Genomic DNA, 14257 nt, shown 5'->3' with positions numbered 1-14257 from the left:
GGTCAGGGGCGCAGGGCGCGCAGGAGGAGGTCGGCGAGGTGGTCGGCGACCTGCTGCGGGGTGAGCGGGCCCTTGGGGCGGTACCAGGTGGACAGGTGGTGCACCGAGCCGAAGTGGTAGTCCACAACGAGGTCGGCCGGGGTGGCGGTGGAGAACACGCCCTCGCGCTGGCCCTCCTCGATGAGCGCGCGGAACCGTTCGTGGTAGCGGCGGCGTTCGGCGCGGACCTGCTTGTTCTTCTCCGGGCTCAGGTGGTGCATCGAGCGGAAGAAGATCATCGCGTCGTCGAGGTTCTCGATGGTGGTGACGACGACGTCGGCGGCCGCGTCCCGTACGCGCTTCTCCACCGGCTCGTCGGCGCCGGCGAAGGTGTCCAGGCGCTCCTGCTGGAGCCGCAGCACGCGCGCGTAGACCTCGTGCAGGAGGTCGTCCTTGGAGCCGAAGTAGTGGTAGAGCGCGCCCTTGGTGACTCCGGCGGCCTCCACGATCTCCTGCACCGAGGTGCGGTCGTACCCCTGCTCGGCGAAGAGGCGGGTCGCGGCGTCCAGCAGCCGCCGCGGGACGGGCGTCCCGTCTCCGTCCGTGGTCCTGGGCACTGCCGCCACCTGCCTCTTTCGTCGTGTGTCGCTGTCGTCACCTGGCGCGGGAACGCTCCCCCGCCGGAGGATCTTCCCATCCCGCGGCGGCCGCGCCGGGCCCGGGCCGGGTCAGCGGGACTCCTCCCAGGCCCGCTGGAGGCGGTTCATGCCCCCGAGCCACTTGTCGGGCAGGGCCGCGCGGGCCTGGTAGTAGTCGGCCACCTCGGGGTGGGGCAGGATCAGGAAGCGGTCCTCGGCGATGCCCGTGAACAGGGCGTCCGCGACCTCGGCCGGTTCGATCGCGGTCGGCTGGAGCACGAGGTCGCCGGCGCTGCCGGTGGCGGCCAGCATGTCGGTGCGCACGCCCTGCGGGCAGATGGCGTGCACCTTCACGCCCCGGTGGCGGTAGGTGAGGGACAGCCATTCGGCGAAGGCCAGCGCGCCGTGCTTGGTGACGCTGTAGGAGGGCGCGCCGATCATGGTGAGCAGTCCGGCGGCGGAGACGGTGGAGACGAACCGGCCGCTGCCCTTCTCCAGCCAGTCGGGCAGCAGTTCGTGGGCGGCGCGGACGTGGGCCATGACGTTGACGTCCCAGGACACCGCCCAGGACCGCTCGTCCAGGGGGGCACCGGGGGCCCCGTCCTCGAAGGCGACGCCCGCGTTGGCGCAGTACACGTCGATGGTGCCGCCGAGCGCCGCGCGGGCCTCGGCGACGATGCCGGAGGCGTCGCCGGGCACGGCCATCGCCCCGATCTCCTCGGCCACGGCCTTGGCCTTGTCCGCGTCGAGGTCGTTGACGACGACGCGGGCACCCTCGGCGGCGAACCGGCGGGCCAGCGCGGCACCGATCCCTCCGCCCGCCCCGGTGACGACGACTCCGGCGTCCTGCACGGCTTCCACCAGCGGCCTCCTCAAGGCAACGGCTCACACGGCGGTCCGGCCGCCGCGGCGCCAGACTAACCAGTCGGTATGCCGGAGGGAAGGGGAATCCCCCGGCGGCCCCGGTCCGGCGCGTTCCCTGCCGGGCCGCCAGGCGCTAGCGTCCCCGTGGTCATGACACCCGCCGCGCTCAGGGAGGTCCTCGTATGACGCTGTCCAGACGGAGCCTGCTCGCCACCACCGCCACGGCCGGGGTCGGAGCCGCGATCCCGGCACCCGCCTCGGACGCCGGTGCGGGGCACGGCCCGCGCACCGGGTTCGAGCGGCTGGCGGCCGACGGCTACGCCCCGCTGTCCGGGCAGAAGGTCGGCGTGGTCACCAACCCGACCGGTGTCACCCGCGACGTCCGGCACATCGTGGACGTGATGCACGCCGACCACCGCGTCCGGCTGACCGCGGTCTTCGGCCCCGAGCACGGCTTCAGGGGCACCGCACAGGCGGGCGGCTCCGAGGGGCGCTACGACGACCCCGCGACCGGGCTGCCGGTCTACGACACGTATCTCAAGAGCGGCCAGGCGCTCGCCGACATCTTCACCGCCTCCGGTGTGGACACGGTCGTCTTCGACATCCAGGACGCGGGCGCCCGCTTCTACACGTACATCTGGACGCTGTACGACTGCATGGAGGCGGCCGCCCTCGCGGGCAAGCGGTTCGTGGTGCTGGACCGGCCGAACCCGGTGACCGGGCGGGCGGCGCTGGGGCCGGTGCTGCACGAGGAGTTCGCCACGTTCGTCGGGCGGCGGCCGATCGCGCAGGCGCACGGGATGACGGTGGCGGAGCTGGCCCGGCTGTTCAACGGCGAGTTCCTGGACAAGCCGGTCCCGCTGGAGACCGTGGCCATGACGGGCTGGCGGCGCGGGATGTTCTTCGACGACTGCGCCCTGCCCTGGGTGCCGCCGAGCCCGAACATGCCGACCCCGGACACGGCGCTGGTGTACTCGGGCACCTGCCTGTTCGAGGGCACCAACCTCTCGGAGGGCCGGGGCACCACGCGCCCCTTCGAACTCCTCGGCGCGGAGGGGGTCGACGGGCGCTGGGCCGAGGCGGCGGACGAGGAGGGGCTGCCCGGGGTGCGGTTCCGCGAGGCGTACTTCGCGCCGACGTTCTCCAAGTTCGCGGGGAAGACGGTGGGCGGGGTGCAGCTCCATGTGCACGACCGGGCGGCGTTCGACCCGGTGCTGACCGGGGTGGCGCTGCTGGTGACGGCCAAGCGGGCCTGGGGCGGGTTCGCGTGGCGGCCGGACAACTGGATCGACAAGCTGACCGGTTCGGAGCAGGTGCGCACGATGATCGACGCCGGGGCCGGGGCGGCGGAGGTGGCGGCCGCCTGGCGCGGGGAACTGGCGGCCTTCCGCCGGGTGCGGGCCCGCTATCTGATGTACCGCTGAGGGCGGCGGTCCCCGCGCGGGGACCGCCGCCCTCACGGGCTCACCGGTGGGAGGTGAACTCCACGACCTGCTGGTAGGTCGGCCGGTTCTGCCAGCTGATGTTGCCGTGCTTGATGCCGCCCAGGGCGCGCTGCTGGATCGAGTCGGCGCACCACTGGTTCCCGGCCGCGCACAGCTCGTCGCCCGGGTAGACCTGGGCGGCGGTGAGCCCGGCGGCCTGTTTCAGCGTGCCGAGCAGGGTGTCCCGGCAGGCGGTGAGGCTGCCGTCGCCGCAGTACTTCCGGGTGAGTCCGCCCTGCACGGGCTCGCCGAGGACCGCCCGGATGTCCTTGTGGACGTAGCTCCACCAGCCGTACTGGAAGGAGCTCCCGGCGTGCGCGCCGGTCGGGCCGTGTCCGGCGGACGGCGCCTCGTCCACGGGCAGGTTGGCGGTGAGGGCGCCGTACAGGCCGCTGCCGAGCCCGGGTTCGAACTCGGCCTTCACCAGCAGCGGCCACCAGGCGTCCAGGATGCGGATCGCGTCGGCGTCGGCGTACTTCTTCGACCCCGCCGACGTCTCGGTGCGCTTGGCACCCGCGTTCAGCCACGCCTGGAGCCTGGCCGCGGCCGCGGCTGCCGTCGGGTCGCTGATCTGCGCGGAGTTGACGACCTTCAGCAGCCCCGGCAGCACGTCCTCGGCGCGCAGGTCGGCCAGGGCCGCGTCCGCCATGGCCTGCACCAGCTTGGTCCGGGTGACCCCGCCCTGTGCGACCAGCCTGCTCACCCGGTCGTCGAGGAGGTCGCCCCGGTGCACCGAGCCCTCGCCCCAGGGCGCGGCGGTGTAGCCCTCGGCCTGTTTGTTGTTCCAGGAGATGTAGTAGTCCTGGCCGACGGAGTTGGGGTGCGCGCTCGCCGGGGTGTAGTCGGCGATGTTGGCGGCCGGGTCCCAGCCGCGCCACTCGTAGGCCGGCTGGGCCCACACCGGGAACTCGGCGTCGACGCCGGCGGCGCGGACGGGGTTGTCGCCGCTGTTGTAGTACGCGGTGTGCGACGAGTCGGCGTAGAACCAGTTGAAGGTGAAGTTGATGTGCTGGGCGGCCTTCTGGAAGTCCTCGGGGCTCTTGACGTAGCCGGGGTCGTTCAGCATCTGGAAGCCGATGATGGAGTCGGCCTCGTGCAGGTAGGAGGAGCGCAGGGTGGTGTAGGCGACCTTCTTCCCGCCGACGGTCGCCCGGTACTGCACGGGCCCGTACTTGGTCCGCCACACGCGCATGGCGTACGAGCCGGCCGCGGTGCCGTCGGCCACGGTGGGCTTCCAGGCGTTCTTCCGCTCGACCTGCTCCATCGCGGTGCAGGTGCCCCGGTAGAGGTAGTGGTGGTCGTCCTGGCACAGCTCGACCGCGTAGGTGTCGATGATGTCCTGGCCGGAGGTGGTCGCGCTCCAGGAGTAGTCCTGGCCGCGGCCGAGTTCGACGTACATGCTCAGGCCGGCGAAGGAGGCGCCGCGGGCGCTGATGCCGGGGCCCTGGATCTCCTGGAGCAGCAGCAGCTGGGGCGCGAAGTAGCCGGTCTGGGGGCCGAAGACGGCGATGGGGTGACCGCTGGCCGTGTGCTCGCCGCTGACCACGAGGGCGTTGGACATGCCGCGTCGGGCGGAGCTGAGGGTGTCCTTGGCGGCGCTGGTGGAGGTGCCCCTGGCCCTGGCGGTGGCGGCGCTGCCGGTGCGGTCGTACACCAGGGGCTCCTGGGTGACCGAGCCCGCGTCGGGCAGGGCGCGGCCCTGGGGGCTGTCGGGGCGGGTGGCGTAGGGGAAGCGCTGGCCGTCGTGGAGGGTGAGGACGGCCTCGGGGTCGTTCCGCATCCGGAAGGACTCCCAGACGCGGGTGCCCTCCTCCACGCCGTACCTGGACTGGGCGGCGATCAGGGAGAGGGCGTTGTTCACCTCGCCGCCCCCGCCGGAGCCGAACAGGGTGCCGACGACCGAGGCGAGCGCGACCAGGTCGGTGGTCTTGAAGTGGTCGATGGTGCCCGCGTTGGTGATGGAGTCCTTGTGGCCGGTGAGGACGTACTCGCCGGGGAAGTAACGGCCGCTGTCGGAGGCGTCGATGTAGGCGTTGATGCCGGCGAGGTAGGCGTCGACGTCGGCGAGGGCCTGCTGTCCGCGCTCGCCGTTCCTGGCCACGGCGCTGTCGATCTGCGCCTGGAGGTCGGCCTCGGTGTAGGGGGCCTGGCGGTAGAACTCCTGCTCCAGGCCCTGGTTGGCGGGGGCGCCGCCGGCGAAGCCGGTCAACTGGCCGCGTCCCACGTGCCGGAAGACGTCCATCAGCCACAGCCGGTCCTGGGCGGCGGCGTATCCGGCGCCGAACTCGGTGCCGTAGCGGGTGGTGCCGGTGATGTGCGGCACGCCGGTCTTCCGGTCCCGGACGATCGTGACGTCGGTGCGCCCGGCGGGCTTCTCGGTGGAGGCGACCTGGTCGGCGGGGACGCCGAAGGAGGCGTCGTTGAAAAAGTTGTTGATCTTCGCGTCGGTCAGGCCGGGGTGTCCGGTGGCGAGATTCGCGTAGGGCCCGAGCTGGTCCTCGGCGTGCGCGGGCTGGGTGCCGAAAGCCTGGTTGAGCAGGATCTGCGCCAGGGTGGCATTGCCGTTCTCACCCGGCGGAAGGATGTCCGAACACTGGCCGGAACAGTGGTCGTTCGCGGCGGTGGGAGCGCTTGTGGCGGCCACCGCCTGACCGAGCGGTGAGAGACAACCGGCGATCAGGACGCATATCGACGCCGTCTTCAGGAACCCGGAGAGTGTGCGAGGAGTTCTGAGTCTGTCGGACAACACGTTACGTGGGGTGCGCCGTGGCATGGCAGCTCCTCCCGACGGGGGTGGGCCGGACGTTACCGCCGGTATCCCCGCGAACGAAGATGAACATGCGTCAAGTTCGGTGGCCACTGAGGCCGGTGCCCGGCGGTCAACACGGAGCGCGTTATGGGAGGGCATCGGAAATCGGATGGAGCCGGATCGGCCCGCGACACGTCTATCCGGCGACGTCGCGCCAGAGCCGTACGGCGACGCCGAGGTGACCGGAGAGCGGACACAGGTGTGATGGAGGTGCAGGGCGATGGCCGGATTCCGAAGTCTGGCGAGACAAGTGCGCGACCCTCGATGCGATCTGGCGCTGCGGCGCTACTCACTGCGTAAGTGCCTGGAGCGGTTCGCTCCTTACGGGCACCGGGCCACCTGGGACCATCTGTGCGAACGGGCGGGTTTCGGCCCGGAGGACCGCTCCCCCGACCCGGTGCGGCTCGTGGCCGCGCTGGAGGAGCTGGAGCAGGCGCGCGGTGTGTGGCTGGCCTACGAGGCGGAGTTCGCCGAACGCCGGAGGAAGGAGAAGCACGACGGGCTGCGCAGGCCGGGCAGTGTGGACGACTGGCACCGGATGACCTGGGGCGGCTTCGGCGTCGCCTGGTGCGACGACCCGCGGCTGCACCCCCGTGAGCCGCTGGCCGAGGTACTGCACCGGCTGACCGGGGCGCTGGAGCGGCAGCCGGGGGCGGTGTGCCCGGTGTGCGACGGCGAACGGCTGGTGTGGCGGTACGGCCTGGACCACGAGCCGTCCGCCGGACCGGTGTGCGCGGACTGCGGCATCCTGGTGCCCCGGCCGGTGCTCACACCCGGTGCGCTGGCCTCGGCCCGGCGGGAGCGGCTGCTGATGTCGGCCTGACCGGGTACGGCACCATGGGACGGTGCAGGTCTGTCTGAACGGCGGGAGGTCGGCGGCGGACGGGGCTCATGTCCCGCTGACACCGGACGAGTTGGCGCGGTCGGCGGCGGAGGCCGTCGCCGCCGGGGCCACGGAGGTGCATGTGCACCCCCGGACACCGTGCGGGCGGGAGTCCCTGTCCGCGCGGGTGGTCGGGCCCGTCGTCGCGGCGTTGCGCGCGCGGGCCGGGGTGCCCGTCGGGGTGACCACCGGCGCGTGGGCCGAACCGGACCCCGAGGCGCGGCTGGAGCGGGTGCGGTCCTGGACGGTGCTGCCCGACTTCGCCTCCGTCAACTGGCACGAGCCGGGCGCCGGGGAGCTGGCCGGGCTGCTGCTGGCGCGGGGTGTCGGCGTGGAGGCGGGCATCTGGTCCGGCACGGACGGCGCGGCCCGCTTCGCGGCCTCGCCGCTGGGGCCGCGGGTCCTGCGGGTGCTGGCGGAGGTGACGGACCCCGGCCCGGCGGCCGCGGAGGTGTCGGCGCACGCCCTGCTGACCGCGCTGGGCGCGGCCCACGGCCGCCCCGTGCTGCTGCACGGCGAGGAGGGCGGAGCCTGGCCGGTGCTGCGGCTGGCCGCCCGGCGGGGCCTGGCGACCCGCATCGGCCTGGAGGACACCCTGCGCCTCCCCGACGGCCGTCTCGCCCCGTCCAACGGGAGGCTGGTGGCGGCGGGACTGGCCCAGTACGGCGCCGCCCGGCGCGGGGCGTAGCGGCACGGGGCCGGTGCGTGCGGGAGTCCTCACTTCTCCCGCAACAACCTTGAGCCGGCGCCGCGTTCGCCGATGACGTCGTCGGGGTTGGACAGCACGCAGGTGGCCAGGGAGAGGCAGCCGCAGCCGATGCAGTCGGTGAGGTGGTCGCGCAGCCGGTTGAGCTGGTCGATCCGGTCGTCGAGTTCGGAGCGCCACGCCTCGGAGAGCCGGGCCCAGTCGGCGCGGGTCGGGGTGCGCTCCTCGGGCAGTTCGGCGAGGGCCTCGCGGATGGTGGCGAGCGGGATGCCGACCCGCTGGGCGGCGCGGACGAAGGCGACCCGGCGCAGGGTGTCGCGGCTGTAGCGGCGCTGGTTGCCGGAGGTGCGGCGGCTGCCGATCAGGCCCTTGGACTCGTAGAAGTGCAGGGCGGAGACGGCCACGCCGCTGCGCGCGGACAACTGGCCTACGGTCAGCTCGTGGATCTTCTCGGGAAGCTGGGGCACCGTGCCGAGCCTACCGACCCGCCAGGGGGCCGAGCCGTTGACAGGTGCCGCGCACACCACCATGCTAAGCAGTTGCTTAGACACGCGACGCGAGAGGCCGGGATCATGGCAGAACCGAGGACCTTCACCTCCCCCGACGAGCTGAAGGCGGCCGTGGGCGAGCAGCTCGGCCACACCGACTGGCTGGAGGTCGACCAGAAGCGGATCGACCTGTTCGCGGAGGCCACGGGCGACCACCAGTGGATTCACGTGGACCCGGAGAAGGCGGCCGCGGGCCCGTTCGGCACCACCATCGCGCACGGCTACCTCACCCTCTCCCTGCTCCCCCTGTTCGGGCCGCAGCTCATCGCGGTCGAGGGCGTGCGGATGGGCGTCAACTACGGCACCAACAAGGTCCGCTTCCCCGCTCCGGTGCCGGTCGGCTCCCGGCTGCGTTCCACGGCGGTGATCACCGGTGTGGAGGACGTACCGGGCGGGGTCCAGGTGTCGGTCGCCTTCACCGTGGAGCGCGAGGGCGGCGACAAGCCGGTGTGCGTGGCGGAGTCGGTGTCCCGCTACTACTTCTGACCCCGGAGCGCGGGCGCCGGGGTCAGCGGGCCCCGACCATCCGCAGGACGAGGCCCGCGTACAGCTCGCCGACCTGGTCGGGGGTGCGCGGGCCGTCGACGCTGAACCAGCGGGCGACGTCGATGCAGAGCGACAGGACGGCGAGGGTGGTGCCCTGCACGTCGGGCACGTCGAACTCGCCGGCGGCCACGCCGTCCTCGATGATCCCGCGCACCTCGGCGTCCACCTGGCGGCGCAGCGCGACGATCTCGGCGCGGGCGCCGGGGCCGAGCGCGTCCAGTTCGTACTGGACGACCCGCGCGGTGGTGCGGCGTCCGGCGTGCCAGCGGACGAAGGAGCTGACGCCGTCCGCGAGCCGCTCGGCGGCCGTGCCCTCGCCGCGCGCGGCGGTGCGCAGGATGTCGAGCGCCTTGTCGTGACCGATGCGGCTGATCCGGTGGAGCAGCTCTTCCTTGGTCTTGTAGTGGATGTAGAGCGCGGCGGGGCTCATCCCGGCGCGTCCCGCGATGTCGCGTGTGGTGGTGGCGTGGTAGCCGCGCTCGGCGAAGGCCTCCACGGCGGCGACGAGCAGCCGCCGGGCCGCGTCAGGGGTGACCTCCGCCCACGGCTCGGCCTCGCCGCCGACCGTCTCCTCCGCCGCACTCATCGCTCGCCCCTCCTCGGTGACCGGAGCACCACCATACCGCCGAAGGTGAGCGCCCGCTTAGCGAGACTGCTGCCGGGGGTCGGGGGTCTTGCGGTACGGGTCGTGGGCGGTGAGGAGTTCCTCCATGCGGGCCTGGTCGACTCTGCTGACGATCTCGCCGGCCTCCTGTCTGTCCCGGATCACCTTGGCGAGGGTGAAGGCGGAGGTGACGAGGTAGAGGACGGCGATGGCGAGGAAGCCGCGCACCCAGGCGCTGGCTTCGAGCCGGTAGACGCCGATCGCGGTGGCCGTCATGGCGACGGCGAAGGAGGCGACGGCCTGGCCGTAGAAGGCGGACGTGGACTGCTGCTTGACGGGTGTGTCGCTCATGGAACGAGTGTCGGCGGACGCGGTGCGGGCCACATCCGCCGAGGTACTCAGTACCGGTACTCAGAAAGCCTCAGAATGCGGAGACACCGGTCAGCGCCCGGCCGATCAGCAGCTTCTGGATCTGGCTGGTGCCCTCGTACAGGGTCATCACCCGGGCGTCGCGCAGCAGTTTGCCGACCGGGTACTCGTCGATGTAGCCGTAACCGCCGAACACCTGGAGGGCGTTGGAGGCGGCGCGCACGGCGGCCTCGGAGGCGAACAGCTTGGCCTTGGAGGACTCGGTGGCGAACGGCTCGCCCCGGTCGATCAGGTCGGCGACCCGCCAGGTGAGCAGCCGGGCGGCGTCCACGTCCACGGCGATGTCGCTGATCAGCTCCTGGACGAGCTGGTGCCCGGCGATGGAGGTGCCGAACTGCTCGCGCTCACCGGCGTATCCGACGGCCGCGTCCAGGGCGGCCTGGGCTATGCCGACGCAGCCCGCCGCCACCGACATCCGGCCCTTGGCGAGCGCGGACATGGCGACGGAGAAGCCCTTGCCCTCGGCGCCGACCATCGCGGAGGCGGGCACCCGCACGTCCTCCAGCACCAGTTCGGCGGTGGCCTGGCCGCGCAGGCCGAGCTTGCCGTGGATGGTGCGGCGGGTGAGGCCGGGCGTGTCGGTGGGGACGAGGAAGGCGGAGACGCCCTTGTGGCCGGGGGCGTCGGTGGAGCGGGCGAAGAGCAGGACGACGTCGGCCCAGGTGCCGTTGGTGATGAACATCTTGGTGCCGCTCAGCACATAGTCCTCGCCGTCCCGTACGGCCTTGGTGGTGAGGTTGCCCGCGTCGGAGCCGGTGCCGGGTTCGGTGAGGCCGAAGCAGCCGATCAGCTCGCCGGAGGTCAGCCCCGGCAGCCAGCGCCGCTTCTGCTCCTCGCTCCCCCACCCGGCGACGGTCTTGGCGACCAGGCCGAGGGAGACGGAGACGATCCCGCGCACCGAGGAGTCGCCGCGTCCCAGTTCCTCGGTGACCAGGCAGTACGCGAGATGGTCGCCGCCGGAGCCGCCGTACTCCTCGCCGATGGTCAGCCCCAGGAAGCCGACCTCGCCGAGCTTCTTCACGATGCCCCGGTCGACCTCCTCCGCGCGGTCCCAGGCGGTCGCGTTCGGGGCGATCTCGCGCTCCACGAAGTCACGGGCCAACTGCCGTACGGCCGCCTGTTCCTCGCTCAGGCCCAGGTTCACCACGCGATCACCCCACACGGCCCCGGCGGGAACCCCGCGCAAGGCCCTTGAAAGACGTACATTTAAATTAGCACTGCTAGTTTCCGTGCGCAGCCCTACTATGTGCGCCATGGCCCGACCGCGCAAGCCCCTGCTCAGTACCGACCGGATCGTGAAGACGGCGCGGGCCCTCGTGGACGCGGAGGGTCTCCAGGCCGTCTCCACCCGGCGGCTCGCCGCCGAACTCGGCGTCAGCGGGCCCTCCCTCTACAACCACTTCCGCACCAAGGACGAGATCCTGGAGGCGGTCGCGGACTCGGTGAGCGCACAGGTCGACCTGTCGATGTTCGAGGACGGCCGGGACTGGCGGACGGCGCTGCACGACTGGGCCGTCTCCTACCGGTCGGCGCTGCGCGAGCACCCCAACATCGTCCCGGTCCTGGCGCACGGCCCCGGCCGCCGCCCGGCCGGACTGCGCCTGGCGGACGCGGTGTACGGGGCGATGGTCGACGCGGGCTGGTCCCCCGCCCAGGCGACCTCGATCGGCGCGCTGATGCGGTACTTCATCATGGGCTCCGCGCTCGGCTCGTTCGCCGCGGGCTTCGTCGACGACGCGAGCGCCTACGACCCCGCCGACTATCCCCACCTCGGCCAGGCCCACCTCCTCGCCGAGCAGCAGGAGAAGATCGACGAGCGGGCCTTCGAGACGGGGCTCGCGGCACTGCTGGCCGGGCTGGAGGCCCAGTACGGGCAGGCGGAGCCGGGCGCCCTCCCATAATTCGGCGGCCGCCGAAGTGTCCGTACCGCATGCTGTGCACATGACCGCCAGGGAACCGTGCGCCACCGCCCTCGCCTCGCTCGCCGCGCTGCTCGCCGACGAGACGCGGGCCGGCTGTCTGCTGGCCCTGCTGGACGGCCGCGCGTGGACCGCCGGGGAGCTCGCCCGGCACGTCCGGGTCGCGCCCTCCACCCTCACCGGGCACCTGAACCGGCTGGTGGACGGCGGCCTGCTCGCGACGGAACGCCAGGGGCGGCACCGCTACGTCCGGCTGGCCGACCCGCGCACCGCACAGCTCGTCGAGGATCTCGCGGCGCATCTGCCGCAGGAGGCGCTGCTCCAGGTCCCGCGCACCCTGCGGGAGGTCCGCACCCGGTCCGCCCTGGCGCGCGGCCGCACCTGCTACGACCACCTGGCCGGCCGGCTGGGCATCGCGGTCACCGACGCGCTGACCGCGCGCGGGCTGCTGCGCCAGGACGCCGGGTTCGCCCTCACCGACGCGGGCCTCGCCTGGTTCGGCGAGGCGGGCATCACCGTGGACCGCTCCACGCGCCGCCCGCTGGCCCGCTCCTGCCTGGACTGGACCGAGCGCCGCCCGCATCTCGGGGGCGCGGCGGGCGCGGCGCTGTGCCGGTACGCGCTGGACACCGGCTGGTGCGTGCGCGTGGGCACGGGGCGCGCGATCCGGGTGACGCCCGCCGGGGAGAGCGCGCTGGCGGACCTGCTGGGCATCGACCGGCGGGCGCTGGCCTGACGTCCCTCGCTTCCCTCCCCCTCCCGTCTCCCCCTCCACCGATCCGAGGAGTCCGATGGACCTCAGTCCGCGTCACCGTCTGCTGCCCGCGGCCGCCGCCGGCGTCACCGTGCTGCTGTGGGCGTCCGCCTTCGTGGTGATCCGCAGCGCCGGGGACGCCTACTCGCCGGGCGCGCTCGCGCTCGGCCGGCTGCTCGCGGGCGGTCTCACCCTGGCCGCGCTGTGCGCCGTACGGCGCGAGGGGTGGCCGCCGCGCGGAGCCTGGCCCGGCATCCTGGTGTCCGGGGTGCTGTGGTTCGGCTTCTACATGGTCGCCCTGAACTGGGGCGAGCAGCGGGTGGACGCGGGCACCGCGGCCCTGGTGGTGAACGTCGGCCCGCTGCTGATAGCCCTGTTCGCCGCCCGGTTCCTCGGTGACCCGATGCCGCCCCGGCTGCTGGCGGGCATGGCGGTGTCCTTCACCGGCGCGGTGGTCGTGGGCCTGTCGATGTCGGCCGGCGGCGGCGGTTCCTCGGTGCTCGGCGTGGTGGCCTGCCTGCTCGCGGCGGTCGCGTACGCCGCCGGGGTGGTCGCGCAGAAGCCCGCCCTGGCCCGCGCGAGCGCCCTCCAGGTGACGGCGTACGGCTGCCTGGTCGGCGCGGTGGCCTGCCTGCCGTTCGCCGGGCAACTGGTGTCGGAGGCCGCTCACGCGCCGCTGACGGCCACGCTGGGCATGGTGTACCTCGGTGTCTTCCCGACCGCGCTCGCCTTCACCGCGTGGGCCTACGCGCTGGCCCGCACCAGCGCCTCCCGGCTGGGCGCGACGACGTACGCCGTGCCCGCGCTGGTGGTGGTGATGTCCTGGCTGGCCCTGGGCGAGGTACCGGGTCCGGTCATGCTGGGCGGCGGTGTGCTGTGCCTGGCGGGCGTGGCCGTGGCCCGGTCGCGCGGGCGCACGGCACCGGCCCGGGTGACGGACGCGGTGCCACGGCCCGACCGGGTGCGCTGAACCCGGAACGGGGGACGCTGAACCCGTATCAGAACACCACCAGGGCGCGGCCGCCCCGGCCCGCGAGCATGGCCTCGAAGGCGGCCGGGATGTCCTCCAGGGTGATGCGGTCGGTCACCAGCGAGGACAGGTCCAGCCTGCCCTCGCGCACATGGGCGGCGATGACGGGGAGGTCGCGGGCCGGGTCGGAGTCGCCGTAGACACAGCCGGTCAGGGTGCGGCCCCAGTGGAAGAGTTCCAGGGCGTTGAAGGTGACCTGCTGGTCCTTGCCGCCGATGCCGACGACCGTGGTGCGCCCGCCCCGGCGGGTGGACTCCCAGGCGGCCCGGATGCTCCGCGCGCGGCCCGCGCACTCCACGGCGACGTCGACGCCCTGCTTGTCGGTGAGGGAGCGGATCGTGCGCGGCGTCCGCTCGTCGGCGATCAGGAAGTCGGTGGCGCCGCAGGCACGGGCCAGCTCCTCCTTGTGCGGGGTGACGTCCACGGCGATGACGCGGGACGCGCCCGCGATCCGGGCCGCCTGGAGGGTGGCGAGACCGACCCCGCCGACGCCGAACACGGCGACGCTCTCGCCGGGCCGGACCCGGGCCGAGTGGTGGACGGCGCCGTAGCCGGTGAGGACGGCGCAGCCGAGGAGGGCCGCGTCGGTGAGGGGGACGCCCTCGGGGAGCGGCAGCGCGCAGGCCGCGGGGACGACCGTCTCCTCGGCGAACGCGCCCACGTTGAGCCCCGGGTGGAGCGCGGTGCCGTCGGCGGTGTGCGCGTGGACGCGCGCGGCGCCGTCGAGGGCGTTGCCGCACAGCCAGACCTCGCCCCGCGCGCAGGCCGGGCAACCCCCGCAGGCGGGGGCCCAGTTGAGGACGACCGGCGTGCCGGGAAGCAGCCCCGCGACCCCCTCGCCCACGGCGGTCACAGTGCCGGCGCCCTCGTGGCCGAGGACGGCGGGGACCGGCACCCGCATGGTGCCGTCGGACAGGGACAGGTCGGAGTGGCAGACCCCGGCGGCGGCCAGGCGCACCCGCACCTGGCCGGGCCCGGGCTCGGGCAGTTCGATGCCGGTGATCTCCAGCCCGGCTCCGACCGCGGGCAGGACGGCGGCTCGTACGGTCATCGCGCGCGCTCCT

General features: G+C 73.3%; 15 protein-coding genes. 7 read left to right on the top strand and 8 right to left on the bottom strand.

Annotated elements, in window-relative coordinates:
• Positions 1-2: 2 nt before the first annotated feature.
• Together ABZ898_RS15180 and ABZ898_RS15175 are read right to left on the bottom strand one after the other, a co-directional pair.
• Positions 3-596 (bottom strand): TetR/AcrR family transcriptional regulator, encoded by a 594-nt coding sequence (locus ABZ898_RS15180; protein ID WP_361657828.1) that lies wholly within the window; start codon positions 594-596, stop codon positions 3-5.
• 111 nt (positions 597-707) lie between these two features.
• A complete protein-coding gene (locus ABZ898_RS15175) occupies positions 708-1481 on the bottom strand; it encodes an SDR family NAD(P)-dependent oxidoreductase (protein ID WP_361658396.1) in 774 nt (257 codons plus the stop codon).
• Positions 1482-1663: 182 nt separating this feature from the next.
• On the opposite strand from ABZ898_RS15175, the gene ABZ898_RS15170 reads away from it, so the two are divergent.
• The gene (locus tag ABZ898_RS15170; RefSeq protein WP_361657825.1) at positions 1664-2905 is read left to right on the top strand and encodes a DUF1343 domain-containing protein; all 1242 of its coding nucleotides are present in this window, start codon (positions 1664-1666) and stop codon (positions 2903-2905) included.
• Positions 2906-2945: 40 nt separating this feature from the next.
• Here the strand turns inward: ABZ898_RS15170 and ABZ898_RS15165 are convergent, their stop codons facing one another.
• Positions 2946-5738, bottom strand: a complete 2793-nt coding sequence (locus ABZ898_RS15165; RefSeq protein ID WP_361657823.1) for a penicillin acylase family protein — start codon at positions 5736-5738, stop codon at positions 2946-2948.
• A gap of 256 nt (positions 5739-5994) precedes the next feature.
• Here ABZ898_RS15165 and ABZ898_RS15160 point away from each other — a divergent pair, with 256 nt between their 5' ends.
• On the top strand, positions 5995-6597 hold the full coding sequence (locus ABZ898_RS15160) for a hypothetical protein (protein ID WP_361657820.1): 603 nt from the start codon (positions 5995-5997) through the stop codon (positions 6595-6597).
• A 22-nt stretch (positions 6598-6619) separates the two neighbouring features.
• Complete coding sequence (locus ABZ898_RS15155) at positions 6620-7345, top strand: 3-keto-5-aminohexanoate cleavage protein (protein ID WP_361657817.1); 726 nt, start codon at positions 6620-6622, stop codon at positions 7343-7345.
• A gap of 29 nt (positions 7346-7374) precedes the next feature.
• Here ABZ898_RS15155 and soxR read toward each other — a convergent pair whose 3' ends face one another.
• Complete coding sequence (soxR, locus tag ABZ898_RS15150; protein ID WP_361657814.1) at positions 7375-7830, bottom strand: redox-sensitive transcriptional activator SoxR; 456 nt, start codon at positions 7828-7830, stop codon at positions 7375-7377.
• 105 nt (positions 7831-7935) lie between these two features.
• Between soxR and ABZ898_RS15145 the strand changes: the two genes are divergently transcribed.
• Positions 7936-8397 (top strand): MaoC family dehydratase, encoded by a 462-nt coding sequence (locus ABZ898_RS15145; protein ID WP_361657811.1) that lies wholly within the window; start codon positions 7936-7938, stop codon positions 8395-8397.
• Between the two features lie 22 nt (positions 8398-8419).
• On the opposite strand, the gene ABZ898_RS15140 is transcribed toward ABZ898_RS15145, so the two are convergent.
• From ABZ898_RS15140 to ABZ898_RS15130, 3 genes are all read right to left on the bottom strand, one after another.
• Complete coding sequence (locus tag ABZ898_RS15140; protein ID WP_361657808.1) at positions 8420-9043, bottom strand: TetR/AcrR family transcriptional regulator; 624 nt, start codon at positions 9041-9043, stop codon at positions 8420-8422.
• 57 nt (positions 9044-9100) lie between these two features.
• Complete coding sequence (locus ABZ898_RS15135; protein ID WP_361657805.1) at positions 9101-9412, bottom strand: YiaA/YiaB family inner membrane protein; 312 nt, start codon at positions 9410-9412, stop codon at positions 9101-9103.
• A 70-nt stretch (positions 9413-9482) separates the two neighbouring features.
• Positions 9483-10634, bottom strand: a complete 1152-nt coding sequence (locus ABZ898_RS15130) for an acyl-CoA dehydrogenase family protein (RefSeq protein WP_361658393.1) — start codon at positions 10632-10634, stop codon at positions 9483-9485.
• 100 nt (positions 10635-10734) lie between these two features.
• Here ABZ898_RS15130 and ABZ898_RS15125 point away from each other — a divergent pair, with 100 nt between their 5' ends.
• The 3 genes from ABZ898_RS15125 to ABZ898_RS15115 are packed head-to-tail and all read left to right on the top strand — an operon-like array spanning position 10735 to position 13133.
• A complete protein-coding gene (locus ABZ898_RS15125) occupies positions 10735-11391 on the top strand; it encodes a TetR/AcrR family transcriptional regulator (protein WP_361658391.1) in 657 nt (218 codons plus the stop codon).
• Between the two features lie 40 nt (positions 11392-11431).
• Complete coding sequence (locus ABZ898_RS15120; RefSeq protein ID WP_361657802.1) at positions 11432-12145, top strand: helix-turn-helix domain-containing protein; 714 nt, start codon at positions 11432-11434, stop codon at positions 12143-12145.
• A 55-nt stretch (positions 12146-12200) separates the two neighbouring features.
• Positions 12201-13133 carry a DMT family transporter gene (locus tag ABZ898_RS15115; protein ID WP_361657800.1) on the top strand — a complete coding sequence of 311 codons (933 nt, stop codon included), beginning with the start codon at positions 12201-12203 and terminating at the stop codon, positions 13131-13133.
• A gap of 28 nt (positions 13134-13161) precedes the next feature.
• On the opposite strand, the gene ABZ898_RS15110 is transcribed toward ABZ898_RS15115, so the two are convergent.
• Entirely contained in the window at positions 13162-14244 is a 1083-nt protein-coding gene (locus ABZ898_RS15110) for a Zn-dependent alcohol dehydrogenase (RefSeq protein ID WP_361657797.1), read from the bottom strand.
• Between the last annotated feature and the right edge of the window lie 13 nt (positions 14245-14257).

It is taken from the genome of Streptomyces sp. NPDC046860 (assembly GCF_040645115.1).
Taxonomy (GTDB): domain Bacteria; phylum Actinomycetota; class Actinomycetes; order Streptomycetales; family Streptomycetaceae; genus Streptomyces.
Note: the sequence above shows the minus strand (reverse complement) of the source record. Positions and strands in the feature narration are given on the sequence as shown.

Bases quoted from the DNA above. Each gene is read 5' to 3' on its own strand.
- ABZ898_RS15170 (WP_361657825.1), top strand. From the start codon at position 1,664: ATGACGCTGTCCAGACGGAGCCTGCTCGCCACCACCGCCACGGCCGGG.
- ABZ898_RS15165 (WP_361657823.1), bottom strand. From the start codon at position 5,738: ATGCCACGGCGCACCCCACGTAACGTGTTGTCCGACAGACTCAGAACT.
- ABZ898_RS15160 (WP_361657820.1), top strand. From the start codon at position 5,995: ATGGCCGGATTCCGAAGTCTGGCGAGACAAGTGCGCGACCCTCGATGC.
- ABZ898_RS15145 (WP_361657811.1), top strand. From the start codon at position 7,936: ATGGCAGAACCGAGGACCTTCACCTCCCCCGACGAGCTGAAGGCGGCC.
- ABZ898_RS15140 (WP_361657808.1), bottom strand. From the start codon at position 9,043: ATGAGTGCGGCGGAGGAGACGGTCGGCGGCGAGGCCGAGCCGTGGGCG.
- ABZ898_RS15135 (WP_361657805.1), bottom strand. From the start codon at position 9,412: ATGAGCGACACACCCGTCAAGCAGCAGTCCACGTCCGCCTTCTACGGC.
- ABZ898_RS15125 (WP_361658391.1), top strand. From the start codon at position 10,735: ATGTGCGCCATGGCCCGACCGCGCAAGCCCCTGCTCAGTACCGACCGG.
- ABZ898_RS15120 (WP_361657802.1), top strand. From the start codon at position 11,432: ATGACCGCCAGGGAACCGTGCGCCACCGCCCTCGCCTCGCTCGCCGCG.
- ABZ898_RS15115 (WP_361657800.1), top strand. From the start codon at position 12,201: ATGGACCTCAGTCCGCGTCACCGTCTGCTGCCCGCGGCCGCCGCCGGC.
- ABZ898_RS15110 (WP_361657797.1), bottom strand. From the start codon at position 14,244: ATGACCGTACGAGCCGCCGTCCTGCCCGCGGTCGGAGCCGGGCTGGAG.